Source organism: Bradyrhizobium sp. AC87j1 (assembly GCF_002936975.1).
Classification (GTDB): Bacteria; Pseudomonadota; Alphaproteobacteria; order Rhizobiales; family Xanthobacteraceae; genus Bradyrhizobium; species Bradyrhizobium shewense.
In genome coordinates this window covers 1-23,478 of record NZ_PTFE01000075.1, presented here as the reverse complement: position 1 = coordinate 23,478, position 23,478 = coordinate 1, and the positions used below count along the sequence as shown (strand labels likewise).

At 65.0% G+C, this 23,478-nt stretch carries 23 protein-coding genes; 10 read left to right on the top strand and 13 right to left on the bottom strand.

Annotated elements, in window-relative coordinates:
- The first annotated feature begins 2 nt into the window (after positions 1-2).
- Complete coding sequence (locus CV770_RS29850; RefSeq protein ID WP_104464920.1) at positions 3-1,190, top strand: CaiB/BaiF CoA transferase family protein; 1,188 nt, start codon at positions 3-5, stop codon at positions 1,188-1,190.
- Here the strand turns inward: CV770_RS29850 and CV770_RS29845 are convergent.
- Positions 1,187-1,909 (bottom strand): DUF72 domain-containing protein, encoded by a 723-nt coding sequence (locus CV770_RS29845; protein WP_104464919.1) that lies wholly within the window; start codon positions 1,907-1,909, stop codon positions 1,187-1,189. The two genes, CV770_RS29850 and CV770_RS29845, sit on opposite strands and share 4 nt — an antisense overlap.
- Positions 1,910-2,001: 92 nt before the next feature.
- Between CV770_RS29845 and CV770_RS29840 the strand changes: the two genes are divergently transcribed.
- Complete coding sequence (locus tag CV770_RS29840) at positions 2,002-2,217, top strand: hypothetical protein (protein WP_091964635.1); 216 nt, start codon at positions 2,002-2,004, stop codon at positions 2,215-2,217.
- 1 nt (position 2,218) lies between these two features.
- Here the strand turns inward: CV770_RS29840 and CV770_RS29835 are convergent, their stop codons facing one another.
- The 3 genes from CV770_RS29835 to CV770_RS29825 all read right to left on the bottom strand — a co-directional run bounded on the left by CV770_RS29835 (position 2,219) and on the right by CV770_RS29825 (position 5,882).
- Positions 2,219-3,367 (bottom strand): amidohydrolase, encoded by a 1,149-nt coding sequence (locus CV770_RS29835; RefSeq protein ID WP_104464918.1) that lies wholly within the window; start codon positions 3,365-3,367, stop codon positions 2,219-2,221.
- Between the two features lie 122 nt (positions 3,368-3,489).
- Positions 3,490-4,578: a mandelate racemase/muconate lactonizing enzyme family protein gene (locus tag CV770_RS29830; RefSeq protein WP_104464917.1), complete on the bottom strand. Its 1,089-nt coding sequence runs from the start codon at positions 4,576-4,578 to the stop codon at positions 3,490-3,492.
- A 110-nt stretch (positions 4,579-4,688) separates the two neighbouring features.
- Entirely contained in the window at positions 4,689-5,882 is a 1,194-nt protein-coding gene (locus CV770_RS29825; RefSeq protein WP_104464933.1) for a M20/M25/M40 family metallo-hydrolase, read from the bottom strand.
- A gap of 253 nt (positions 5,883-6,135) precedes the next feature.
- Here CV770_RS29825 and CV770_RS29820 point away from each other — a divergent pair, with 253 nt between their 5' ends.
- Positions 6,136-7,008: an outer membrane protein gene (locus CV770_RS29820; RefSeq protein WP_245453893.1), complete on the top strand. Its 873-nt coding sequence runs from the start codon at positions 6,136-6,138 to the stop codon at positions 7,006-7,008.
- A 54-nt stretch (positions 7,009-7,062) separates the two neighbouring features.
- Here CV770_RS29820 and CV770_RS29815 read toward each other — a convergent pair whose 3' ends face one another.
- Both CV770_RS29815 and CV770_RS29810 read right to left on the bottom strand, forming a co-directional pair.
- Positions 7,063-8,313 carry an MFS transporter gene (locus CV770_RS29815; RefSeq protein WP_104464915.1) on the bottom strand — a complete coding sequence of 417 codons (1,251 nt, stop codon included), beginning with the start codon at positions 8,311-8,313 and terminating at the stop codon, positions 7,063-7,065.
- 305 nt (positions 8,314-8,618) lie between these two features.
- The gene (locus CV770_RS29810) at positions 8,619-10,139 is read right to left on the bottom strand and encodes a CYTH and CHAD domain-containing protein (RefSeq protein ID WP_104464914.1); all 1,521 of its coding nucleotides are present in this window, start codon (positions 10,137-10,139) and stop codon (positions 8,619-8,621) included.
- A gap of 277 nt (positions 10,140-10,416) precedes the next feature.
- Between CV770_RS29810 and CV770_RS29805 the strand changes: the two genes are divergently transcribed.
- From CV770_RS29805 to CV770_RS29795, 3 genes are all read left to right on the top strand, one after another.
- Positions 10,417-11,835, top strand: a complete 1,419-nt coding sequence (locus CV770_RS29805; protein ID WP_104464913.1) for a TAXI family TRAP transporter solute-binding subunit — start codon at positions 10,417-10,419, stop codon at positions 11,833-11,835.
- A gap of 252 nt (positions 11,836-12,087) precedes the next feature.
- On the top strand, positions 12,088-12,327 hold the full coding sequence (locus tag CV770_RS29800; RefSeq protein WP_104464912.1) for a DUF3606 domain-containing protein: 240 nt from the start codon (positions 12,088-12,090) through the stop codon (positions 12,325-12,327).
- 178 nt (positions 12,328-12,505) lie between these two features.
- Positions 12,506-12,688, top strand: a complete 183-nt coding sequence (locus tag CV770_RS29795) for a hypothetical protein (RefSeq protein WP_091964622.1) — start codon at positions 12,506-12,508, stop codon at positions 12,686-12,688.
- Between the two features lie 163 nt (positions 12,689-12,851).
- Here CV770_RS29795 and CV770_RS43930 read toward each other — a convergent pair whose 3' ends face one another.
- Together CV770_RS43930 and CV770_RS29785 are read right to left on the bottom strand one after the other, a co-directional pair.
- Positions 12,852-13,115, bottom strand: a complete 264-nt coding sequence (locus CV770_RS43930) for an HGGxSTG domain-containing protein (RefSeq protein ID WP_283811404.1) — start codon at positions 13,113-13,115, stop codon at positions 12,852-12,854.
- A gap of 27 nt (positions 13,116-13,142) precedes the next feature.
- Positions 13,143-13,790: a hypothetical protein gene (locus CV770_RS29785; protein ID WP_502693621.1), complete on the bottom strand. Its 648-nt coding sequence runs from the start codon at positions 13,788-13,790 to the stop codon at positions 13,143-13,145.
- 453 nt (positions 13,791-14,243) lie between these two features.
- Between CV770_RS29785 and CV770_RS29780 the strand changes: the two genes are divergently transcribed.
- Positions 14,244-15,227: a Bug family tripartite tricarboxylate transporter substrate binding protein gene (locus CV770_RS29780; RefSeq protein ID WP_104464932.1), complete on the top strand. Its 984-nt coding sequence runs from the start codon at positions 14,244-14,246 to the stop codon at positions 15,225-15,227.
- A 21-nt stretch (positions 15,228-15,248) separates the two neighbouring features.
- Here CV770_RS29780 and CV770_RS29775 read toward each other — a convergent pair whose 3' ends face one another.
- A complete protein-coding gene (locus CV770_RS29775) occupies positions 15,249-15,710 on the bottom strand; it encodes an NUDIX hydrolase (protein WP_104464910.1) in 462 nt (153 codons plus the stop codon).
- Between the two features lie 107 nt (positions 15,711-15,817).
- On the opposite strand from CV770_RS29775, the gene CV770_RS29770 reads away from it, so the two are divergent.
- Positions 15,818-16,936: a DUF1236 domain-containing protein gene (locus CV770_RS29770; protein ID WP_104464909.1), complete on the top strand. Its 1,119-nt coding sequence runs from the start codon at positions 15,818-15,820 to the stop codon at positions 16,934-16,936.
- 48 nt (positions 16,937-16,984) lie between these two features.
- Here CV770_RS29770 and CV770_RS29765 read toward each other — a convergent pair whose 3' ends face one another.
- A complete protein-coding gene (locus CV770_RS29765; protein ID WP_104464908.1) occupies positions 16,985-17,944 on the bottom strand; it encodes a lytic transglycosylase domain-containing protein in 960 nt (319 codons plus the stop codon).
- 184 nt (positions 17,945-18,128) lie between these two features.
- On the opposite strand from CV770_RS29765, the gene CV770_RS29760 reads away from it, so the two are divergent.
- Entirely contained in the window at positions 18,129-19,181 is a 1,053-nt protein-coding gene (locus tag CV770_RS29760; protein ID WP_104464907.1) for a L,D-transpeptidase family protein, read from the top strand.
- 6 nt (positions 19,182-19,187) lie between these two features.
- Here CV770_RS29760 and CV770_RS29755 read toward each other — a convergent pair whose 3' ends face one another.
- The 3 genes from CV770_RS29755 to CV770_RS29745 form a co-directional block, all read right to left on the bottom strand.
- The gene (locus CV770_RS29755; protein ID WP_091964609.1) at positions 19,188-19,463 is read right to left on the bottom strand and encodes a hypothetical protein; all 276 of its coding nucleotides are present in this window, start codon (positions 19,461-19,463) and stop codon (positions 19,188-19,190) included.
- A 77-nt stretch (positions 19,464-19,540) separates the two neighbouring features.
- The gene (locus CV770_RS29750) at positions 19,541-20,398 is read right to left on the bottom strand and encodes a VOC family protein (RefSeq protein WP_104464906.1); all 858 of its coding nucleotides are present in this window, start codon (positions 20,396-20,398) and stop codon (positions 19,541-19,543) included.
- Positions 20,399-20,546: 148 nt separating this feature from the next.
- The gene (locus CV770_RS29745) at positions 20,547-21,749 is read right to left on the bottom strand and encodes a urate hydroxylase PuuD (protein ID WP_104464931.1); all 1,203 of its coding nucleotides are present in this window, start codon (positions 21,747-21,749) and stop codon (positions 20,547-20,549) included.
- 177 nt (positions 21,750-21,926) lie between these two features.
- Here CV770_RS29745 and CV770_RS29740 point away from each other — a divergent pair, with 177 nt between their 5' ends.
- Entirely contained in the window at positions 21,927-23,291 is a 1,365-nt protein-coding gene (locus CV770_RS29740; RefSeq protein WP_245453892.1) for a PQQ-dependent sugar dehydrogenase, read from the top strand.
- Positions 23,292-23,478 lie beyond the last annotated feature (187 nt).

Below are 23,478 nucleotides of genomic sequence, written 5' to 3'. Positions count from 1 at the left end.
CGATGGGAGGATTTCTGGAGGGCGTGCGCGTGCTCGATTTCGGGCGCTATATCGCAGGGCCCTATTGCGCGACATTGCTGGCCGAATTCGGCGCTGAGGTCATTCGCGTGGAGAAGCGCGAGGGCAGCGAGGATCGGTTCGTCGCGCCGGTCGGCGAAGGCGGCGAGGGCGCGTTGTTCCTTCAGGTCAACCGCAACAAGAAGTGCGTCACGCTCGATCCGATGAAGCCGGAAGGGCAGGAGGTGATGCGCCGCCTGGTTGCGACCGCGGACGTCGTCGTCGCCAACCTGCCGCCGCAGACCCTGCGCGCGATGAAGCTCGACTACGAGTCCTTGAAAGCGATCAAGCCGGACATCATCCTGACGACCGCAACCGCGTTCGGCGGGCCGGGGCCCTGGTCCGACCGCGTCGGCTTCGACGGCGTCGGGCAGGTGATGTCGGGATCGGTCTACATGACGGGCACCGGCAATCCGCCGTACCGGGCCGCGGTGAACTGGGTCGATTTCGGCACGGCGTTGCACTGCGCGTTCGGCACGCTCGCCGCGCTGATCGAGCGCGGCAAATCCGGGCGAGGGCAAATCGTCGAGGGCGCGCTGCTCGCAACCGCGCTGTCCTTCACCAATGCGACGCTGATCGAGCAGGCCGTGATCAACGTCAATCGCGTGCCGACGGGCAATCTCGGCCAGACCGCAGCGCCCGCCGACATCTACCGCACCCGGGACGGCTGGGTGCTGTGCCAGGTCACGGGACATCCGCTGTTCAAGCGCTGGGCGAGGCTGATGGGCGAGGAGGAGGTGTGGCTGAACGATCCTCGCTTTGCCGACGACATCAGCCGCGGCAACAACGGCGCCATCATCAGCGAGCGGATGGCGCGCTGGTGCGCCGAGCGCACCACGCAGGAAGCCGTCGATGCGCTGGGCCAGGCCATGATCCCGACCGGGCCGGTCCTCTCACCGCAACAGGCACTGGATCATCCGCACATCCGCGCCGCCGGCTTCATGCAGGACGTCGATTATCCCTGCCTGCCGAAGCCCGCCCCGGTGACGCGTGCCGCCGTCCGGCTGTCGGAAACGCCGGGCGAGATCGCGAGCCGCCCGCCGACGCTCGGTGAGCACACCGATCTGGTTCTTGCCGAGCTCGGCTATGACGCGGCTGCGATCGCGGCGCTTCGGCAACGCGGCGTCATCTAGAGCAGCTGCTTCAACGCCTTGGCGTCCGCGGGCGCCGCGCTCTTCTGGTCATTGTCGAAATAGACATAGACGTCGCAGCCCTGCCGCTTCCACGACTTGATGCGCTTCGCCCAGTGCGCCAGCGCCGCCCTGGTATAGTGCCCGTGATAGCGCCCGCCCGGCCCGTGCCCGCGCACATAGACGAAATCCGCAGTGCGCTTCCAGGGCGCGGGCGCATCGTGATGGTCGGACAGGCACAGCGAGATGTTCTCGTCCGCCAGCATTTTGAGGATGCGCGGCTGATACCAGCTCGGATGCCGGAATTCGAAGCTGTAACGCCGTTTCCGCGACAACAGCTTGAAGAAGGAGGCGAGGCGGTCCGCGTCCGCCTGGAATTGCGGCGGCAGCTGGAACAGGATCGGGCCGGCCTTCCCGCCGAGCCGTGAGATGCGGTCCTCCAGCAGCTCGAGGCTGTTGACGGAGCGCTCCGACAGGCGCTTCCAGTGCGTGATGAATTTCGACGCCTTCCAGGCGAACACGAAATCGCGGCCGGTCTGCTCGCGCCAGCCTTTCACCGCTTCAGGCGTCGGCGTGCGGTAGAACACGCCGTTCAGCTCTGTCGTGTCGAACTGTCCGGCGTAGTAGCGCAGCTGCTGCTTCAGCGTTACGCCTTCAGGGAAGAACGGGCCGCGCCAGGAATCGTAATGCCAGCCCGAAGTTCCGATCAGAACGCGCGCCATTGTTTCTGTGCCCTCCGTTGCCTTTGCCGGAGAGGAACGTCCAGGCAGCCGATACGTTGCTGGTGAACCCGCCAACGCAAGGACCGGAACCGATGTACGCGCTGTTCGAAGGCAACAAGCAGATCGGCGATCCCTTTCCGACCGAGAAGGAGGTGTGGGAAGCCGCCTTGATCGAGGGCCTCGTGACCGACGTTCCGGTCGCAGACGAGGAGGGCGGCCGGCTTCTCCCTGCCGGATATCACGTCGCGCCCGTCGAGGAGACGTTCGCGCCGCGGCGAGACTGGAAGCTGCCGCGCGAGATCTCGTGAACTAGTTCGACGCCAGCGCCGCCTTGGCGACTTCCGCCATCCAGCTCGACGCCACCGGCAGGATCGCGTCGTTGAAATCGTAGCGCGGGCCGTGCAGCTCGGCGCCGTCGCGCAATTCGCCGTTGCCGATCCAGACGAAGGCGCCCGGCCGCTGCTGGAGATAGTGGGCAAAATCCTCGCCGGCCATGCTGGGCGCGAGGTCGCGCCGCACCTCGGCCTGCACCTTCTCGGCGGCGATGCGCGCAAGGGCGGTCTCATCAGGCGTGTTGATCACGACGCCGACGCCCATCACGATCTCGGGCGTCACCTTGACGCCAAAGCTCGTTGCGATGCCGGCGCAGGTCCGTTCGATGCCGTCGAGGATGACGTGCTTGACCGCCTCGCGGTGGTACCGCAGCGTGCCGCGGATGGTGACGCGTCCGGCGATCTGGTTCGGCGCGGTGCCGCCTTCGATGGTGCAGAGCGACAGCACAGCGGTGTCGAGCGGATCGACGCTGCGCGAGGCGATCGATTGCAGCGCCACGATCAGATGGCCCGCCGCCATCACCGGATCGCGCGTCAGATGCGGCATGCCGGCGTGGCCGGCATGGCCCTCGATGGTGATGGTGATGCGTCCGCCGGAGGCCATGACGACGCCGTCATGCACGGCGATGGTGCCGGCGGCAAGGCCTGGCCAATTGTGGAAGCCGAATACGCGTTCCATCGGAAAGCGATCGAACAGCCCGGCCGCGACCATCGCGCGTGAGCCGCCAAAGCCTTCCTCGGCCGGCTGGAAGATGAAATCGACCGTGCCGCTCCAGCTGCTGTCGGCGGCCAGCAGCGCAGCGGCGCCGAGCAGCGAGGCGGTGTGTCCGTCATGGCCGCAGGCATGCATCACGCCTGATGTCCTGGAGGCGTAGGCAAGCCCGGTATCTTCGGTGATCGGCAGTGCATCCATGTCGGCGCGCAAGCCGACGCGGCTGCGCGCATGCCCGCGCGTCAAGGTCGCGACGATGCCGTGGCCGCCGATGCCCGCCTCGAAGGGTATGCCGAGCTCGGTGAGCTTGTCCTGCACGAAGGCGGCGGTCTCCTTCTCCTGGAGCGACAGCTCCGGGTGCGCGTGAAGGTGCCGGCGCCACGCGGTCAGTTTCTGGTGCAGCTCGGGTGTCAAGGCAGGACATCTTTCGAATGGTTGCGACCCGCCACCATACCGAAATCTTCGGCCTGTGCATCCGGGTCCAACGAATAGCTCGCGTGCAACCACATCGTCATGGCCGGGCTTGACGGCGTGCTCTAAGGCGCCAGCTTCGCCAGCCCCGACCAGTCGAAGCTGATGCCGTGCCCGGTCCGGTCCGGAGCCAGCGCCTTGCCCTCCTGGAGCACCAGCGGGTGCTCGATATATTTGTCGAGCCCGAAGCCGTGCGCCTCCAGATAGGATCGGTTCGGGCAGGCCGCGAGCAAGTGCACGGTGATGTCGTGCGCGCCGTGGCTGGTGACGGGCAGGTTGAAGGCCTCCGCCAGCCGCGCGATCTTCATGAAGGCGGAAACGCCGCCGCAATTGGTGACGTCAGGCTCGGGATAGGACACCGCGCCACTGGCGATGTAGCTCTTGAACTCCCACAGCGAGCGCAAATTCTCGCCCGCCGCGATCGGCACGCCGCCCGCTTGCAAGATGCGCGCGTGGCCGGCGACGTCGTCGGGGATGATCGGCTCCTCGAGCCAGGTGAGGTCGTAGGGAACGAAGGCCCGGGCGGCGCGGATCGCCTCCTCGACCGTCCATTTCATGTTGGCGTCCACCATCAGCGGGAAACCGTCGCCGAGGTGCTGGCGCATCGCGGAGACCTTCGCGACGTCGGATTTGAGATCGGGCCGGCCGACCTTCATCTTGATGGCGCGAAAGCCCTGGGCGAGATTGCCGTCGGTCTGCGTGAGCAGCGCCTCCACGGAGAGATCGAGGTCGATGCCGCCGGCGTAGCACGGCACGCGCGCGTCGAATCCGCCGAGCAATTGGTACAGCGGCAGTTTGGCGCGCCGCGCCTTCAAATCCCACAGCGCGATGTCGAGCGCGGAGAGCGCCAGCACCACCGGCCCGCCACGGCCGCCATAATGCAGCGCCCACCAGACGTGATGCCAGATCGCCTCGGTATCGTCGGCCTCGCGTCCTTCGATCAGCGCCGGGATCTCGCGCTTGAGGATGTCGGCGACAGCGCCGCCATTGCGCCCGACCGTGTAGGTGTAGCCAACGCCTTCGGCGCCGTCGGCATCGCGGATGCGGCAGGTGATCAGCTCGAACGCCGCGATCTCGCCATGCGTGGAGTCGGAGAGCGTGACGGGGAGGGGGATCCGGTAGAGCCCGGTCTCGATATTTGCGATGTGCGGCATTTGGGCCTCCCTTTCTTCTTATCGTAGGATGGGTAGAGCACAGCGAAACCCATCATCTTCAACGTTGGACGATGGGTTTCGCTACGCTCTACCCATCCTACGCCCTTGCCTCACCGCATCGTCGCGAGCTGCACGGCCAGCGCGCAGGCGCGGTCGTATTCGTCGAGATTGATCCACTCGTCGATCGTGTGCGCCTCGTTCTGGCCGGCGCCGAAGGTCACGGTCGGAATGCCGTGGCGGACCATCCAGTTGGCATCGAGGCCGCCATTGGCGGTGCGGACGTTCGGCGTGCCGCCGACCGCGGAGACGGCCTCGACCGCGCGCTTGATGACGGGCTGGCTGTCCTTCATGCGGAACGGATAATAGTCGGTTTCGGCCTTGAACTTGACCTTGCCGGATTTGCCCTGCGCATTCGTCACTTTCTTGGCCGCCTTTTCGAACGCGGCCTTGTAGGCTTTGGTGATCTCCTTGAAGAACTTTCCGTCATGGCTGCGGCTTTCGCCGCGGACATGCACGTAGTCGGTGACGACATTGGTGGCATCGCCCGCGGGGCGGCCCTCGCCGCCGGTGACGGGACCGACATTGCTGGTGCCTTGCCGCTTGCCCTTCACCACCTTGCCGAACCAGCCGCCGGCCTTCACCTCGGCGAGCGCGAGCGCCATGATCATGGTCGAGGAGATGCCGCGCTCCGGCGCGACGCCGGCATGCGAGGCGCGCCCCATGATCTCGACGGTCCAGCGGTCGGCGCCGACCGCGCCGATGACGACGTTGGAGGCCGAGCCGCCGTCATAGTTGAAAGCCATCACGGGCGAGCCAAGCTCGTCCAGCTTGACGTGGCGCGCGCCGTAGAGCCCGCTCTCCTCGCGCACGCAGAACAACAGCGTGATCGGCGGATGGTCGAGCTTGTGCTTCTCGAGCTCGGCCGCCAGCGTCACCAGCACCCCGCAGCCGCAGCGATTGTCGCCGCCGAGCGCGGTCTTGGCGGAGTTGACGATTCTGCGGCCCGATTTCTTCGGCTTGGCCCCGGCACACAGCGGCACGGTGTCCATATGGGTCATGAACATGATGCGCGGCTGGTTGTGCAGCGCGCCTCGGCCGGGCAGGTCGACGATGAGGTTGCCGGTCTCGGTCGGCACGGGAATGCGGGTGTTGGCATCGTCGAGCCGAATCGCCTTCGCCGGTACGCCGCTGTCCTTCAGCGCGGCCATGAGCTCTCGCCCGATCGCCGCCTCCTGTCCGGTCACGCCCTCGACGGCGAGGAAGCGCATGAGGCGGTCGGTGGCGGCTTTGGTGTCGACAGGCATGAGTTCATTCCCTTGATGCGCGATGCTTGTCAGCATCCCTTGCAGCACGCCGTTGTGCAAGGCGGCCTCGACGCATGAAGGACGGAGCTGCGTTGCCATGCGCGCATGGTCCCGCAGGCGGCGTCGCGTCGCGCGAACACAATGTGTCCGGATGTTGCTGTCAGGTGACAGCGTCGGCTGCGATTCGCTTCTAACTTAAGGTGTTTCTTGGCGCCGCGGCACGCCGATACTTGCCGAAATGCTGGGGACGACGATGCGGATCGCGGCCATTGCCGGAAGTGCCTTATTGTTCGGTGTCGTGGCGGCAAATGCCGCGGATATGGCGGTCAAGGCGAGACCCGCGCCGGTCGCTGCGCAGATCTTCAGCTGGACCGGCTTCTATGTCGGCGCCAATGTCGGCGGCGCCTGGACTCCCGGCAGCGGTGACAGCGATTTCGGACCGCTGTTTCCCGCTTTCGGCGTGCCGCCCCCGGTCGCACCCGTGCTGACGATTGTTCCCGAACAGAGGGGCACCATTCCCGGTGACGGCCGCCACAGCGGTGTCATCGGCGGCGGCCAGATCGGATACAATTGGCAGGTCCAGCAGTTCGCGCTCGGCGTGGAAGCCGACGCGGTCGGCACCGGCTTGAACGGCAGCAGCGGCAGCGCTTCGCGTACCTTCGGCGCTCCGACATTTGCGCCGCCGGTGACGCAGACGGTGACAGTCGATTTCGGTCATATCGACTGGATGGCCACCTTCCGCGGCCGCGCCGGCGTCACGGTGGACCGGGCGCTGTTCTACGTCACCGGCGGCGCCGCCGTTGCCGAGATCGGCGGTTCCAGGACCACCGTCGTCAACGGCCCGGGCATCGGCATTCCGGCGGGAACGTTCACGGCAACGAACGGCTCGACCACGCGCTGGGGCTGGACCGTCGGCGGAGGCATCGAGTGGGCGTTCACCCCGAACTGGAGCCTGGCCGGCGAATATCGCTACACCGACTTCGGCCGCCGCAGCGTCGCCTTCACCGTTCCCGATGGGTTCGGCGGCGTTTTCGCGACGGGGACGTCAAGCTCGCGGCTGACCGTCGAGCAAGCGACCCTCAGGGTCAATTATCGCTTCGGCGGGCCGGTCGTCGCCAGGTACTGAGCTCGGCCACGGGGGCGCTCTGAGAGCGTGGAAGGATGGGGGTGAGCGAGGCGCTCAGCCGGTCCCGCGAAGCGGCAGCGTATAGGCCAGGAAGACCAGCACGCCGATTGCCAGCATCGCTGCCATGAACAGCAGCACCGCCGGCAATCCCGCGAGCGCCGCTACCGCGCCGGTCACCGACTGCACCAGCGCCGCGCCGAGGAAGAAGGCGAGGTTCACGGCCGCCAGCGCCTTGCCCGTAGTCTGCGCGTCGACCAGCTGCCGCGACATGCCGAACAGCAGCGGCTGGGCGGAGGTCGCAAGGCCGATCAGCACAAACAGAACGAGGTCGTATTGCGGCGGCATCACGGGCACGCCGAACAAAACGGACACGGGGTAATGCGGCGCCCCGAGCGCCATCAGCGCCAGCAACAGCGCCCCGGCCATATGCGAGCCTGCCACTAGCGCGCGGCGGCGGCCGAGCCTGCGGTCGATCATGCCGATGCACAGGGGCCCTGCGATCATCGCCAGCGTGAACGCGCCGAGCTGATTGCCGGCCTCGACCCGCGACAAGCCCTTGACGTCCATCAGCCACGGTCCGCCCCAAAGGCCGCGCAGCACCAGCGAGGTTGCCAGCGACACCAGCGCGAGCGCAATCAGCCCTCGCAACGGACGCGAAAGGCCGAGCCTGAGCACCTCGATCATCTGCGACAACGGCGAGGAATCGTCCTTGTGCTCGGCCGGTTGCTGCGGCACCAGCGCGAACACGGCGAGCGCGACTGCAACGCCGCCAGCCGCGGACATCCAGAACCCGGCGCGCCAGCCGTAAGCGTCGACCACGAAGGCGAGCGGGCTCGACGACAGCAGCATGCCGACATTGCCGATCGAGAGGATCGCGCCCGACCACAGCCCGAAGCGGCCCGTCGACAATTGCTTGGCCGCCAGCGTCATCGGGCACATCAGCATGCCGGACGTGGCAACGCCCAGCATGAACTGCCCGACCGCAAAGCTCGCAGCCCCCGTGGCAAAGCCCGACGCCACCGCGCCGAATACGGTCCCCGCGAGCAGGCTCAGCGACACCGGCCGCACGCCAAACCGGTCCATCGCCGCCCCGACCGGGATCTGCGCTGCGGCAAAGGCGAAAGGATAGATCGAGGTGAGGCTGGCGAGGGCTTGCGGCTCGATGTGGAAATCCGCGGCCATGAGGTCGAGGCTGACGGCGGGAATAGTGCGCAACAAGGTCGAGAGCATATGGCCGCAGGCGAGCGCGAGCAGTGCAAAGATCAGCGTGCGGGTGGCGGTGCCCGCGTCGTCGGTGGTGGCCATGGGCGTCCCGTCCCGGAAGGTTTGGATGGGCGTACATGATGACGAGGCGGGCGCCAATGGCGGCAGCGCGACCCCCTCATTCCGGATTGTGGCGTCTCGGGATCAGCGCGCGGAAAGACGAGATACGGGCAGCCGAAGTTTCTTCGTCGGCTACCTCAGGGCCCGCGCGAGCACGACGTTGCTGATCGTCGCCGTTCGCGGGCCCCCTTTGGCCGACGGTCCGCATCGTCAGTGATGGGCAAGATGGAGCCGAACTGATTTCGCCAGTTGCGGACCCAAGCGATGTCAGTTGCCATGCGGCCCCCCTACGTTCGCGCACTCGGCATCGCGCGCAGCCGGCGCAACCTGCTCAGCTCCTTCGTCGCGTCCTTCATCAGGCCGTCAGCGGCCTCGCGTTCCTGGCCGACGACGACGCCCGATGCGAAAGCCTGGGCGCGGCGGTGCGCAGGTGGCGCCGTCAGCGCCGCCTCCGTTGCCAGCTCGCGGTGCGCCATGAAGTCGTTCAGCGATCCGAGCGCGGATTGAATCTGCTTCAGGCGGTCGGATAGGGCTGCAAGCTCCTTGCGGTCGCGATCAGCGTAGAGGCTTTCGAAGAAATCGACGGCGTAGCGGATCTTCTTGATCTTTATCCGCAGCTTGTGGCGCCGCATCGGATCCAGATCGTGCAGGCGCTTGCCCTCCTTTCGCGCCTTCCTGATGCGCCGGTCGAGCAACTCCGCGGCGTAAGCGGCGATCGAACGGTCATCATCGCCGTGAGGCCGTCCGACTTCGATCCACTCGATCACGTCGATCAGCAGGCGGCGGTAAGGCGCCGACATGACCGCATCGCGTGCCCGCTCGAATGCCGCCACCCGTTGCCGGGAGAACCTCTTGCGGATCGCGCGGGCGCCGCGTCGGGGCACGTCCCGTTCGGTGATCGGCCGGATGCTCTCGTTCAGGAATACGTCGATTTCACGCGCCGGCGCCAGCTCGCTCGTGAGCCATTTCAGCTCGGCCTTGATCCGCGCGGTGCTCGCCCGCGGAAGGATATCAGCGAACAGCGAGATGGCCGCACGCAGACGCCGCAGGCCGACCCGCATCTGATGAACCCCTTCGGCGTCCATCTCACGCACCGGATCGGCATTCTCGGTGACCTGACGTAACGTCGAATGCGCGATGACGCGGAACGCCTCGCGCGGTGAGAGTCCGTCCTCCAGCGCGATCGGCTCGGCGTGCTGTGCGCCGCCGCCACCGCCCGCGACGAGCAGGTAGCCGCGCTCGGATTTCGAACGCAGATCGAGCTCCGCCCCGGTTTTGCGTTCGAGATCGCGGGCAAGGCGGAACAGGTCCGCGACATGCCCGGCCTTCAGTTCCAGCTCCAACTCGGCGACGGGCCGCGACCGGTGGCCGGCGCTGATGCGGCCATGGTCGACCGCTAGTTCGATCTGGCTCTTCCGGACGCGCCGCGCCTGCGCCAGGCGATGAATGTCGGTCTGGAAGACCGGCTTCAGCTTGCGAGGAAGCTTTCGCGTCGCAAGATCCCGGAGCGGCGTGTGTCCCGTCTTGTTCAGGTCGGGACGTGCACCGGAAACCTCGTGCTCCCATTCGCCCCGCTTCACGCCATCCGTGCCGCCGGCTTTCACGGTCTGCACGTAGCGCCCCTCGATCTTGCGGACGCGCAGCGTCAGGCCATGGCGCCTGAGCTTGTGCTTGGTCGTATCGTAGTAGGTCGACACGAGCGACTGCTCGGACTGGTCGCCGCGCCGCCCACTCAAACCGCCCGTCCGCAACACTGACGACAATTTTCGCGGCGCAACGCGGAATTTCAGTTCCGTTTCGGAGGCCATGGCGAATTCTTCCGTTTGCTGAATTCAAAGTGGTGCCGGCTCGGGAAGTTCCGGGCCCGCCAGCTTTTCAACCCGCACGCTGCTGCGGGAGCCGCAAAGGCATGGAAACTTCACGGCAACGCCATGAACTGAAGCGGCGCCCGGGGCCGAACCAACGCAATCGCGATCCTCGTCATCGTTCGCGCGTACGGACCAGGCCGGCCGCCAGAGATTGTTCCCGGGAAAACGTGGTATCCTGCGGAGCAGGGAGAACCACGATCTGCGGTTGGCGGCGGCCATGTCTTCGTCCGAGAGTACGAGTAAAACGACCAGTGAAGCGGCCCGCCGCGAGCGGAGAAGGAGCAATTCCTTACTGCTGGTCCTCGCCGTTGGATTTCTCATTTTTGCCGCCGCGGCCGGCGCGCTTTATTATGCGTTGCGGCCGGACACTCTCCGGATCGCCGTTGGACCGTCCGGCAGCGATGACTACAAAGTCATTCAGGCGATGGCCGACACCTTCGCGAGCGAAAGCCGAACTGTCAGGCTGGTTCCCGTCAAAACCGACGGGGCGGTGGAGTCTCTGGCCCTGCTTGGGGCGGGCAAGGCCGACCTTGCCGTCGGCCGCGGCGATTTGGACATGCCCGCCGAGGCACAGACCGTCGCCGTCGTGCGCAAGAACTTCGTCGTGCTGTGGGCTCCGTCTGGACCTGCCGGCAAGAGCTCGAAAAGAAAGCCCTCGCCGAGAATCAAGGAGGTCGCCGATCTCGCAGGGCGCCGCGTCGGCGTGATCGGCCGGACCCCGGTAAACGCCGCATTGCTACGCGTCATCCTGAGCGCCTCCGGAGTGGAGGCGGACAAGGTCGTCGTGACACATTTCGGCACGGACCAGACCGAGGAGCTGGCACGCGATCTTACCATCGATGCATTCATGGCGGTCGGGCCGCTCGACAGCAAAGTCACGTCCGATGCCGTCGCTGCAACTGCGCGCCTGCGCGGCGAGCCGAAGTTTCTCGCCATCGAGACATCGGAAGCGATCGCCCTGAAGCATCCGCGGTATGAATCGGAGGAAATTCCGCCCAGCGTCTTCAAGGCGGATCCGGCCTGGCCGGGTGACAAGGTTGAAACGGTCAGCGTCAGCCATCTCATCGTCGCGAGAAAGTCCCTGCCTGAAACGACGGTGGCCGCCTTTTTCCGTCAGCTCTTTGCCGTTCGCCAGGCGATTGCAAGGCAGGTCCCGGGTGCTGCGCACATTACCAAGCCTGATGTCGACAAGGACACGGAGCTGCCGGTGCATCGGGGAGCGGCGGCTGTCATCGACGGCAACGAACGTACCTTCCTCGACCGATACGGCGATTTCTTCTGGTTCGGGTTGCTGCTTCTCTCCGGGATCGGCTCGGCCGCCGCCTGGTTGCGTCGCTATTTGAATCGCGACGAAAGAGAGGAAACCAACGACCACCGCAAGAGAATCCTGGCCATGGTGTCCAGTGCGCGAACTGCGGGATTGAACCAAGAGCTTGTGGCTCTGCAGCGCGAGGCCGACGCCATCATAGCTGAAACGCTCGAATGCTACGACGACGGCGCTATCGAGGAGGAGGAGCTCGCAGCATTCGGTCTGGTGCTCGGCCTGTTGAGCAACGCCATCGCGGAGAGACGAGCCGCGCTGCAGCCCGCCAACTTCGAAACCGTTCGAGGCGCGGCGAGCGCGCCGCGAGGTTGAGACGACCGGCGCTGCGACGCATCGGCCCGCAAATGCCAACGGATCGAGGGGCGGAGCCGCCTAGATCAACTTCTGCTTGTGCGCATGGGCTTCCGACGCGGTCGAAGTTCTCCGCCCCGACACACATCCTGCCGTCGATCGTGACGCTCTCGTCGCCGTTTCGCTTATTCCATCATTCGGTGCCCGCGCTGTTCGGGAAGAATCGGAACAAAACGGACATTATCGCTCTTAGTCTAGATAGGAGACCTGCTCATGCTGTGCTCAAGGCCGCCACGGGTCATTCGCACGACGCTTGATCTTGCGAACGCAAAGCAGGTCAAGTCCGTTCGAAAGCGCCTCAAGATCTCCGATGCCGATCTGGTCAGGATCGTCGAAAAGATCGGCAACTCTCTGACGGCCATCGAGAAGGAAGTTCAGCTCGAAAAGCTCGAGCTCGTGGAGCAGAGCAGCGCCAAGGATGGACTCAAGGATGGACTCACGTCCCCCGGATAGATTCAGTTACCCGATCGAAAAGGAGAACTCCGATGAACGGCCTGATTTACCTCATAGGATTAGTCGTCGTGATCGCAGCCATTCTGTCGTTCTTTGGCTTGCGTTGACCGTTCTTCTTGTGCGTTCGCGATGCGCCACCTCTTCCGGGTGAATCCGTTCGCAACTTCGCGTGCATCAAATGGATGATTTGCACCAGGTGAATACCATCATCGCCACGACCATTTGCGCGTTCTTCAAGGGACATCCCGACACGCAGATCGGGACCGAAGAGGCCAAGCTGCTGGCGAAGCAGATTGCCCAGGCGCTGGATGAGGCAGGGCTGCAGATTTCCGCAGTCGATCCGACAAACGCGCCGCGCTAGCTTTTCGGCTGGCACCCGGTGATGTGGCCAGTCGCCGGTTGCGCAGCCGGGCAGCCTTTGCAGGTCCTTCGCGACACAGTCCGATTGCGGTTGATCTTGCTGCGGGGCTCGGGATGCCGGCATTCAAGGCGCGACGGCCTGCTTCAGCCGGAGATCGCGCCTGCTAAGCGGTTTGATCCCTCGGATCGTCTGACGCCATCTCCCTCCGCAGTTTTCCTGCCTCATCGAGCAGTTGCCGGATCGCCCTTCGTTCCGCGATCCGCTCCTGTGTGAAGACGCCATGCTTGTGCGCGTTGCGGTTTCCCCAAGGCGCGCCCGATCCGGGCGCGCCTCCGTGCATACGGCAGCGGGGCTTGCCGCGCACGGCCGGCGCGCGGCAGGCGAGGCCGCCGCGGGTGCCGGCGCCGCAGCGCGGGCTCGCCGCCATCGCGCGTGTTGCGGACGTGACCGGCACTCATGCGGTGGCGACTTGCATGACGTCGGCCCGATCGCGTTCGCCGACGTTGCGGGACGGGCCCGGTCCCGCGTCGATCGCGGTGCCCGGCTCGGCAGCGATCAGATGCGCCTGTTGCGTGACATTCCCTACGATCGCGCTGCCGCCGTCCTGCACCGATAGATTCTGCACCGTGATGGGACGCTCGCCGTTGCCGCGATGGCGGTTGAGAGCCTCCATCTGGGCTGCGAAGGTGCGGGCCAGCCGGGTCAATGTGCGTGCGACGCCTTCCTGCTGCGGGATGCCTTCGGCGAAGGCGAGGCGGCAGGCAAAGCGCATGGTCGCGACGTGGACGGACACCATCTGCGCCGTCAACATGGTCTCGAGGGAATCCCGCGGCGCGATGCTTTTCACCATCGAGATCATGAAGGCGAGATTATCCTCATCGGGCTTCTGCAGGATCACGCTGGCTTTCATCAATTGCTTGAGGATGCCATGCAGAGCGTCTTGATCGGCGGCACCGAGCGCCTCGCCCATCAAGTGCTCGCCGGTCTCCGCGTCCGGATGCTGAATTGCGATCCGTTGTCCGGTGAGCTTGACCCGCGGGGTGGGCCTGCTGCCGTACCTGACGATTGGCGTCGTGCTGCTGCGTGTCATGGCTGTTGTCACGTCGATGTCTCCTTTGAGCCCACGGCACGGGCGAGCAGGCCCCTCTGGTGCGAAGCCGACCCTCTCGGTTGCCGTGCGGCGATTGCGTTTTCAAATGTCGATGGTGGGCTTGTGCGCGATCGAAGCGAGGCCCACATGACTGTGGAGGCCGATTGCTCACGCGGATCGCGATGATGGCATTATGGCCCTGTTTTGCCCGACGAGTCAAAATCGATTTCGTAACATCCGAAGGTCTCGGCCTGACGTAAGTCGTTGTTTCGACAAGGGCCGTCTACTGTGCATGGGGTTGTTTTCGCATTTTTTTGTTTGGCGGCGGCGCGCACGTGCCGTGCGGCGGAATGCCGGCGCCCAAACGCGATTGCGAAATCCGGGATGGCCGCTATTCATGATCTTCAGATGCGTCGCACCAACAAGCCTGCACAAGCGGCGCTGCTGATGTCTGGGAGAGAACCAATGCAACGAACCGCCCGCCTGCTGGTCGTCATCGCCGGATTGTGCGCCTCTGCGCTTTCGACGCAGGCCATGGCGCAGAAATATCCGGTGCGGCCGGTCAAGGTCATGGTCGGCTTCAGCGCCGGCGGTCCGGTCGACGTCGTCGCGCGCATCATCGGCGATCGCCTGGGCAACAAGCTCGGGCAGCCCTTCGTGGTGGAGAACCGTGCCGGCGCCAACGGCATGATCGCAGCCGAAGGTGTCGCGCATGCGGAAGGCGACGGCTACACCATGCTCGCCTGCAACTCGTCCACCATCACGCTCAACAAGACGCTGTTTAGGGATATCCGCTACGATCCGGAAAAGGACTTCGCGCCGCTGACCACCGTCGTGTCGGCACCGCTGGTGCTCGTGGTCAATCCGGAGAATCCAAAGACGGCTAATATCAAGACCGTCGCCGATCTTGTCGCCGCAGCGAAGGCCGCACCCGGTGCGCTGGCCTACGGCTCGGGCGGCAACGGCAACCTCGCCCATCTCGCCATGGAACTGCTCAGCCAGAAGGCCGGCATCAAGCTGATCCACGTGCCCTATCGCGGCGGTTCGGCCGCGGAGGTCGGCATCCTCGCCCAGGAGGTGCTGGCGGTGTTCGATCCGCTCTCCGCCGTGCCGCTGGTCAAGGCCGGAAAGTTGCGCGCGCTCGCGGTGTCGTCGGTCGAGCGGCTGCCGTCACTGCCCGATGTGCCGACCGTCGCGGAAGCAGGCTTCCCCGGCTTCGACATCTCGTTCTGGGTCGGCTTCTTCATGCCGAAGTCGACGCCGGCGCCGATCCTGGAGACGCTGCACCGGGAGATCGCCGCGGCGGCCAAGGATCCGGCGGTCGCGGAGAAGCTCGGCTCGCAGGGCGTGGTCAGCGTGCTGACCCCGGCCGAGTACGCCGCGAAGATCGCGAAGGAGACGAAGGAGCTCGCCGAGGTCGTCGCAGCCGCGGACATCAAAGCGGAGTAGGGAGCGCACCTGCTTCCATCGCTATTCGCCGCCGGCCATCTGCGCCAGCCGATCGAGCAGCGGGCGTTGTCCAGCGTTGATCTTTTCCCGCGCCTCTTCGAGCGTGAACCATTCGGCACCGTCGACCTCCGGGAAGACTTGCCGTTTGCCGCTGCGCGGCGGCCATTCCATCTCGAATGTGTTGCTGCGAATGCGGCGCACATCGATGTCGAGCTCGGCGGCGAACGCGGTGACGAGCTTGCCGCCGCGCTGCTTGACCTCGCCAAGCGCGATCAGCGGCCCGGACAGATCGAATCCCAGCTCCTCGGCAAATTCCCGTCGCGCGGCGGCCTCCGCATCTTCTTCGTCCGCATATTCGCCCTTGGGGATCGACCACGCGCCGAGATCCTTGTTGCGCCAGAACGGCCCGCCGGGATGGACGAGAAGGATCTCGATCGCCCGGCGTTTGCGATAGGCGATGATCCCGGCACTCTTCGATGGCATCACAGGTTCCGTGCAAAAGCGGTCCGCTTTGTCTCGGGAAAAAGTGGAACCGGCCGTTTTAGCGCAGGTTAGTAGCCAACGCTTATTTTGATAAAAGGGAGTGAACCATGATCCGCCTGTTGGCAACCACCGCATTGGGGCTGGTGCTGGCGAACGCCGCCTTCGCGCAATCGCCAAGCACGACGAAGTCTGAGCAGACGCCGCAATCCCAATCCAATTCCACGGCGCCAGCGACGACCTCGCCATCCGGCGCGGCCGGCACGCAGCAGACCACATCGCAGCCGCAGCAATCACCGCCGACAGGAACTTCGGCGCAGACGACGCAGAGCACCGCGCCGTCCTCCGGGGCTGCCAATTCCGGATCGGGCACGTCCAATGCTGCGAACAGCACGGACACCTCTCGGCCGCAGAGCGGCACGGCAAGCTCGAACACGACCGGCAACCAGCCCGCGACCCAGCAGGGCGCCAACCCGCCGTCGGCAAACACGAACCAGGCGCAGGATCGGTCCAATCCGCCGCCGGCCAATAGCAATCAGGCCCAGCAGGCGCCCGCTACATCCGGGACCAACCAAGCTCAGCAGGCGCCGACGGCGCCAACCGGCAATCAGGCGCAGGGCGAGCGGTCCGGAACCAACTCTCAGGCGGCTGCGCAGACCAACGTCAATCTGAACCGCCAGCAGGAGACCAGGATCAGCACCTCGATCTCGCGCCTGAACGTTCGGCCGCTGACCAGCGTCAATTTCTCGCTGAATGTCGGCACGGTGGTGCCGCGCGATGTGCATCTGTCGACACTGCCGCCTGACGTGGTCGAGATCGTGCCGCAATATCGTGGCTACAGCTTCGCGCTGGTGAAGAATGAGGTCGTCGTGGTCGATCCGGCGACCTACAAGATCGTGACGGTGCTGCCGTATTCGGGGCAGTCCACGGCAACGACGACCACCCGCGAGCGTAGCGCCAGCAAGTTCTCTGACCGCGATCGCGATGCGATCCGGAAGCATGCGAAAGCTCGTCCCGAAGGCCGGAGCGAACGGCAGACCACCGGTAGCACCGCGCGCACCGAGATCCATGTCGGCGATCGCGTCCCTGATAGCGTCGAGGTCGAGGAATTTCCGAGCACAGTCTACCGTGATGCGCCCGACCTGCGGGAGTACCGCTACATCCATCGCGATACCCGGACTTATGTCATCGAGCCTCGCGAACGACGCGTGATCGAGGAGATCGACTAGTCCGCAGCCGTCGGAAGCCGCCCATCGGGCGGCTTCTCGATCTGTGCGTCAGATCGCCGAACGTTCGCGCGCTGCGATGCGGATGGCGCGAGCCTTGGTGCCCTTCGCCGCGCGGACTGCAATCATGCTCCTCGCCTTGCCGTAGGCCGGGGTTTTCTTGTGGAGCAGGGATACGAACCGCTTGCGCGCGCGGTTGGTCGACAGGCGCGCCGCAAGCTGTTCGGCCTTGCGAATGATGGTCGCGACCGAGGGTGTCAGGTTGACCGGGACCCAGGCGATATCCTTCGCCTTGGAGAGGCTGCCGATGCCCTCGCACGGCGCCTCGCGCGGCAGGTCGATCCTGATCGCGAGCGCCTCCGACCGCTCGGTCCAGTCCTCAGCCTTGGTGCCGGTGATGATGCGGACATAGTCGCGCGTCTCACGTGGCAGCTCGCTCTCCTTGGCGAGCCACTTCTGAACGCGGCCGGGACCGGCATTGTACGCAGCCGCAGCGAGGCCGAGATTGCCGAAATCGTCGCGAAGCTTGCGCAGGAATTTTGCCGATGCGGGCAGCGCCTGCATGGGATCGAAGGGATCGTCGAGCCCGACTTCGGCGGCCGTCCCGGGCATGAACTGCGCCACGCCCTGGGCGCCGGCCTGGCTCACCTCGTTGGACTTGAAGCGGCTCTCCTGCCAGAGCAGGCGGGCAAAGAATGGAACGGGAATGCCGCTGGCCTCGGCGGCCTCGCGAAGCGCGTGGCAAAATCGCTCGGTCGGGGAAACCGGCGCCTGTAGGGCTGGCTCGTCCGCGCGGGGCGGCTCGATCACCTGCTCATGGGCGGCACGCGCGTTGGCGAGCTCGATGGCCTGCACACTTGCGAGGAAGAGTTCGACCACCGGAACAAGTGGGGAGGCCCGATTGTTCTGAATAACGGCGCGGTCGAAAGTTGATGTTTGCCGGGACGCCGACGGATCGAGGTCGCACATCAGAATCATGAACGCGGCGCAAGCCGCGATGACAAATCGCATTTGCGGAGACAACCTCGAACTGTGGGATGAACGGCCAGCGGTGCGCCGGCGATAAGGAGTTTTTAACCGTCCGATTGCGGCAAAGCTGCGGTCTCGTCGGTTCCTTCGGTGTTACTACGGTGTTCCCAAACAGAAACTTCCCGCGGTTTCGCGGATCTCTATTTTGCGAATTGGACGAGCGATCATGATGCGATGGATGCTTGGCGCGGTGATGTCGCTGTGGCTCATCTGCCCGGTGCTCGCGGGCAATCTCGATGCAAAAGCCAATCTCGATGCAAAAGCGGTGAATGATGCCCCGCGGCCCGCAAAACAGCCGGCCACCGACAAGCTCAACGCATCGGTGGTGAAGCTTCAGGTCCTGCTCGATCGTGCGCAATTCTCGCCCGGCGAGATCGACGGCAAGTTCGGCGAGAACGCGCAGAAGGCGCTGAAGGCATTTGCCGAGCAGAACGGTATCGCATCCGAGAAGGCAATTGCGCCCGAACTCTGGGACAAGCTGACGGCAGCGAGCGAGGGATCCATTGTCATCGACTACAAGATCGAGGAGGCTGATGTAAAAGGACCTTTCCTGAAGGAGCTGCCGGCCAGGCTCGAGCAGATGAGGTCGCTGAAGGCGCTGAGCTACACCAGCGCGCTCGAGGGGCTCGCCGAGAAATTCCACATGAGCGCGGATCTGCTCAAGGCGCTCAATCCGGGAAAGTCCTTTGACAAGGCCGGCGAGATGATCGTCGTTGCGAATGTTTCCGCGCGAAAGGAGCTGCCGCGCATTGCACGGCTCGAGGTCGACAAGAAACTGGGAACGCTCAAAGCGTTCGACGGGAGTGGTGCTCTGCTCGCGTTCTACCCGGCTTCAATCGGTAGCCCGGATCGTCCGACGCCGAGTGGCACACTCAAGGTCACGAGCACCAACGAGAGGCCGACTTACCACTACAATCCCGAGTACAAGTTCAAGAGCGTTAAATCCAGGGAGCCATTCGACATCAAGCCGGGCCCGAACAATCCGGTGGGATCGTACTGGATCGGACTGTCGGCGCAGGGCTATGGCATTCACGGGACCGCGGAGCCCGACAGGGTCAGCAAGTCGGCGTCCCACGGCTGCGTCAGGCTGACCAATTGGGACGCCCGCACGCTCGGCGAAAACACCAAGCGCGGTACGCCCGTCGTCTTCCTCGATGCGCCGACGGAATCCTCCTCCAAGCAGAAGAGCAAGACGGCCGGCAAGCGAGCCGCGAACTAGTCCTTGCTAGTCCTTGGGGAAATCCTTGCGCATCGCCATCTCGGCGGCGTCACCCGGCGACAGCACGGTCTGATCGAAGGCCGTTTGCGGCTTCGTCATGATGTCGTAGAGCGAGATGCCCTTGATCGGCTTGCCCATGAGCTCGCGGACGCAGTCGGCGAGCGTGCCGTTGTAGACGAGATAGGGCGGACCCCTGTCCTTCTGCCTCTCGCCCTTCAGCGACGGCCACTTCTTCAGTTCGGCCGGCGCGTCATAGGCGATCGGCGATCCCTCTTTGAACATGCGTTAGGCCCCGGTGGCTAGGATTGCAGGGAATCCTAGGGCTGCCGGGTAAACGCTCGTTAAAGAACTAGTTAAAATCAGCCGGCAATGAAGGCGAGCAGGGTGCCGTTGGCCTTGGCCGGCGGCACACAGATCGCAGCCCCGCTGCGCACCGCTGCCGAACCCAGCGCTTTTTCGGTCGCCGCCAGATCGCCGCTGACGAGCACAAGCGCCGCGCCGCCGCGCTCGGAGAGGCCGGCGAGCGGCACGCCCGGATAGCGTTTGGCGAGCTGGTCCAGCGTGAGATAGACGAAGTCGGCCCGATCGCCGCCAGAGGGCACCGTGACCGCGCCATCGGCCTCGGCGGTCGGTTCGCGGTCGATCAGCCTGCCGAGATGCGCGGCGTCCTTTGCCGGTTCCGGCGTTGCGATCAGCGTCTGCCTGATCCGCTTCGCCGCATTGGCGTGTTTCATCAATTCAGGAATCCAAACCGTCTCACGCGACTTGTGCTGGCAGGCGAAGATGCGCACCCCGCCGGGCGCTTCAGCGGTCGGCCACATGAAGGTGCGGAATTTTGCCGCCGAGACCGTGCCGTTGGGCAAGGTTACCGGGCGCTCGAAATCGGTCGGGCCGATCGGCGTGAAGCCTCGTGCGCGGATCTCCTCCGCGCCTTCAGCGGAATCGACCGCGGTGAAGGCGATGCGCTCGATGCCTTCGCCGCGCTTGTCGAGGAAGGCTCGCGCCGGCGCGTTGTGCTCGGTCGCCGCGACCACGCCCAGCAGCTCCATATAGTCAGGGTCGAACATGATGGTGTAATTGCCGGTGCCCATATGCGCGCTGTGGGTGCCGCGCGGCGACACGGTGAAGCCGAGCTGCCGATAGTTCTCGGCGGCCTTGTCGAGGTCCTGAACCATGACCACAGCGTGGTCGATACCGATGACGTTCTTGAGAGCCACTGTTCTTTCCCCGCGCATGCAAATGACTTTGGGCCGCGTCGGCGGCCGCTGGTCCTGTCTACGCCGGATAGGCGGTCAAGTCATTTTCAATTCGGTAGGAGATGCGGAATTTCATTCCGCGAAATGATCTGTCGCCGCACGGGCAGCATCAGCGGGCCTGCTCAAGATAGGCGGCGAGGATCGCGCGCTCCTCGCCGGTCATTTCGGTGATGTTGCCCGGCGGCATCGCATTGGACCAGGCCGCGACGCGGCCGATCAGGCGGATGTTGCGATGGATATGCTCGGGCGCATCGAGCAGGATGCCCTTCGGTGCGGTCACGATGCCGGCCCAGACCGGCTCGGCGGCGTGGCACATGCTGCAACGGGACGTCACGATCTCCTCGACAGCGGCAAGGGTCGGCTGTGTCGGCAGTGCGCCGGACTTGACCTCGCGCGGTCCTGCGGCGGAGAGGAAGAGGATCGCAATCACGCCGATTGCCGCGACGCTCCACACCCACCACGGCGATTTGCGCCCCGCGTGGCGCTCGTTGAAGAAGTGGCGGATCACGGGGCCCAGCGCCAGGATGATGGCGACGATGATCCAGTTGAAGCGCGTGGCGTAGAGCAGGGGATAGTGGTTGCTGATCATCAGCACGACCACCGGCAGGGTCAGATAGTTGTTGTGGACCGAGCGCTCCTTGCTGGCCTTGCCGAGCTTCGGATCCGGCACCTGTCCCGCGATCAGGCTGGCCACGATCTTCTTCTGGTTCGGGATGATCAGCGCGAAGACGTTGGCGACCATGATGGTGCCGATGATCGCGCCGATCTGGTTGAAAGCGCCACGGCCGCTCAGCACATGGGTGAAGGCATAGGTCAGCGCGACCAGGAACAGATAGCCGCCGATGGCGAAGGGCAGCTCGCGCTGGGCAAGGCCGGTACGGCAGGCGGCTTCATAGAGCAGCCACGCCAGTGCCAGGCTCGCGAGGCTGAACAGGCCGGCCTGAAACGGCGTGAGGTCGGCGACCGACTTGTCGACCAGGAACAGATCGGCCTCGAGATAATACACCACCACCATCAGCGCGAAGCCGGACAGCCAGGTGGTGTAGGCCTCCCATTTGAACCAGGTCAGCTCGTCCGGCATTTGGTTTGGAGCGACCAGATATTTCATGATCCGGTAGAAGCCGCCGCCATGGACCTGCCAGGCTTCGCCCTGGACGCCGTCGGGCAGGTCACTCGTTCGGTTGCCCTTGGGCCTGAGGCTGAGGTCGAGGGCGATGAAATAGAAGGAACTGCCGATCCAGGCGATCGCCGCCACCACGTGGAGCCAGCGCAGCAGCAGGCTCGCCCATTCCGATATGATGGATCCCCACATGATCATCCCGTCAATTGCGACAGCGATGCCGCAGCTTTGATGACCGCAACCCCGCCCTTACAATGTGTCGCACCTATCCGCGGTGTTTTCCAGTACGATGGGCGCAGCTGATGCACATCGTGCGGGCATCGGTTGACGTGGGATGCGGCAGAGCTTCGACCTGTCGCGGTGGTGTCGATGTTCGAGATCGCAGGCCGGGAGGACAATTTGAAGAGCAGAATTTCGTCCGTCGCGATATCTGCGGGGCTACTGATTGCTACCGGTGCGCAGGCCGAGCCGGTGTTGCAGGGCAAGGACGCTTATGGCGATTGGAAGGCTGACAAACCGGGCACGGTCAGGCTGATCCGGCCGCAGGATCTGGTCAGGCCCGGCGCGACGCGGTCGGTTGCGAGCTGGTCGCGCGTGGTGCCGCGCCCGGCCGAGGCTGCGCTTCAGGTGCCGGCAGGCTTCAAGATCGAGCTGTTCGCCGAAGGCCTGCGCGCGCCACGCATCGTGCGGGTGGCGCCGAACGGCGACGTCTTTGTCGCGGAGACTCGGGCAGGCACCATCCGTGTGCTTCGTGCCGGGGAGGGCAACAAGCTCGCGACCAATGAGGTGTTCGCCAGCGGACTAAAACAACCGTTCGGCATCGCCTTCTTCCCGAACGGTGACAATCCGCAATGGGTCTATGTCGCCAACACGGACAGTGTCGTCCGCTTTCCCTATCAGGCGGGCGATCTCAAGGCGCGCGGCAAGGCGGTGACGATCGTGGCAAGCCTGCCGCATGACGGCGGTCATTCCACCCGCGACATCGTCTTCACGCCCGACAATAAGCGTATGCTGGTCTCCGTCGGCTCGCTCAGCAACGTTGCGGAAGGCATCGGCATGCCGCCGGGCGGGATGGAGGCGTGGGCGAAAACGCAACCGCTCGGCGCGGCCTGGGCCAGCGAGACCGAACGCGCGGCGGTGCTGGCATTCAATCCCGATGGCAAGGAGCGGAAGATCTACGCCACCGGCATCCGCAATTGCGTCGGGCTTGCGATCCAGCCGCAGACCGGTCTGCCCTGGTGCTCGACCAACGAGCGCGACGGCCTCGGTGACGATCTCGTCCCCGACTATGTGACCAGCGTGAAGGAAGGCGCATTCTACGGCTGGCCCTGGTTCTATATCGGCGGCAACGAAGACCCACGCCATGCCGGTGCGCGGCCGGATATCAAGGACAAGGTGACGATCCCCGACGTGCTGGTGCAGCCGCACTCGGCCTCGCTCGGTATGGCCTTCTATCAGGGCACGCAGTTTCCGCCCGAGTATCAGAGCGACGCCTTCGCTGCCGAGCACGGCTCCTGGAACCGGTCGAAGCGCACCGGCTACAAGGTGATCCGCATCCGGATGAAGGACGGTAAGCCGACGGGAGAGTACGAGGATTTCGTCACGGGCTTTGTCGTCAGCGACACGGAGGTGTGGGGCAGGCCGGTGGGAGTGGCCGTGGCGAAGGATGGATCGCTGCTGGTGTCGGAGGACGGCAACGGCGCGATCTGGCGGGTGACGCACGCGCCGCAGTGACGGTGCACCCTCTCCCCTTGTGGGCCTGTTGCGTAATCCGCCAGTTGTGATTCCCTAGGGCAAAGCCTTGGAGGTATCGATGGCGGTGAAGCGGACAGGACAGCCGAGCTTTGTGGAAGCGCTGATGCCGAAGGGCGCCGGCGCCAATGCGGCGCTGGATCGGTTGGCTGGCCTGGTCAAGTGGTAC

Coding starts and splice junctions, on each gene's coding strand:
- CV770_RS29845 (WP_104464919.1), bottom strand. CDS start 1,909: ATGGCGCGCGTTCTGATCGGAACTTCGGGCTGGCATTACGATTCCTGG.
- CV770_RS29745 (WP_104464931.1), bottom strand. CDS start 21,749: ATGTGGGGATCCATCATATCGGAATGGGCGAGCCTGCTGCTGCGCTGG.
- CV770_RS29820 (WP_245453893.1), top strand. CDS start 6,136: ATGCGGATCGCGGCCATTGCCGGAAGTGCCTTATTGTTCGGTGTCGTG.
- CV770_RS29850 (WP_104464920.1), top strand. CDS start 3: ATGGGAGGATTTCTGGAGGGCGTGCGCGTGCTCGATTTCGGGCGCTAT.
- CV770_RS29740 (WP_245453892.1), top strand. CDS start 21,927: ATGTTCGAGATCGCAGGCCGGGAGGACAATTTGAAGAGCAGAATTTCG.
- CV770_RS29815 (WP_104464915.1), bottom strand. CDS start 8,313: ATGGCCACCACCGACGACGCGGGCACCGCCACCCGCACGCTGATCTTT.
- CV770_RS29810 (WP_104464914.1), bottom strand. CDS start 10,139: ATGGCCTCCGAAACGGAACTGAAATTCCGCGTTGCGCCGCGAAAATTG.
- CV770_RS29765 (WP_104464908.1), bottom strand. CDS start 17,944: ATGCGATTTGTCATCGCGGCTTGCGCCGCGTTCATGATTCTGATGTGC.
- CV770_RS43930 (WP_283811404.1), bottom strand. CDS start 13,115: ATGGCGGCGAGCCCGCGCTGCGGCGCCGGCACCCGCGGCGGCCTCGCC.
- CV770_RS29800 (WP_104464912.1), top strand. CDS start 12,088: ATGCTGTGCTCAAGGCCGCCACGGGTCATTCGCACGACGCTTGATCTT.
- CV770_RS29840 (WP_091964635.1), top strand. CDS start 2,002: ATGTACGCGCTGTTCGAAGGCAACAAGCAGATCGGCGATCCCTTTCCG.
- CV770_RS29780 (WP_104464932.1), top strand. CDS start 14,244: ATGCAACGAACCGCCCGCCTGCTGGTCGTCATCGCCGGATTGTGCGCC.
- CV770_RS29795 (WP_091964622.1), top strand. CDS start 12,506: ATGGATGATTTGCACCAGGTGAATACCATCATCGCCACGACCATTTGC.
- CV770_RS29830 (WP_104464917.1), bottom strand. CDS start 4,578: ATGCCGCACATCGCAAATATCGAGACCGGGCTCTACCGGATCCCCCTC.
- CV770_RS29770 (WP_104464909.1), top strand. CDS start 15,818: ATGATCCGCCTGTTGGCAACCACCGCATTGGGGCTGGTGCTGGCGAAC.
- CV770_RS29825 (WP_104464933.1), bottom strand. CDS start 5,882: ATGCCTGTCGACACCAAAGCCGCCACCGACCGCCTCATGCGCTTCCTC.
- CV770_RS29805 (WP_104464913.1), top strand. CDS start 10,417: ATGTCTTCGTCCGAGAGTACGAGTAAAACGACCAGTGAAGCGGCCCGC.
- CV770_RS29760 (WP_104464907.1), top strand. CDS start 18,129: ATGATGCGATGGATGCTTGGCGCGGTGATGTCGCTGTGGCTCATCTGC.
- CV770_RS29755 (WP_091964609.1), bottom strand. CDS start 19,463: ATGTTCAAAGAGGGATCGCCGATCGCCTATGACGCGCCGGCCGAACTG.
- CV770_RS29775 (WP_104464910.1), bottom strand. CDS start 15,710: ATGCCATCGAAGAGTGCCGGGATCATCGCCTATCGCAAACGCCGGGCG.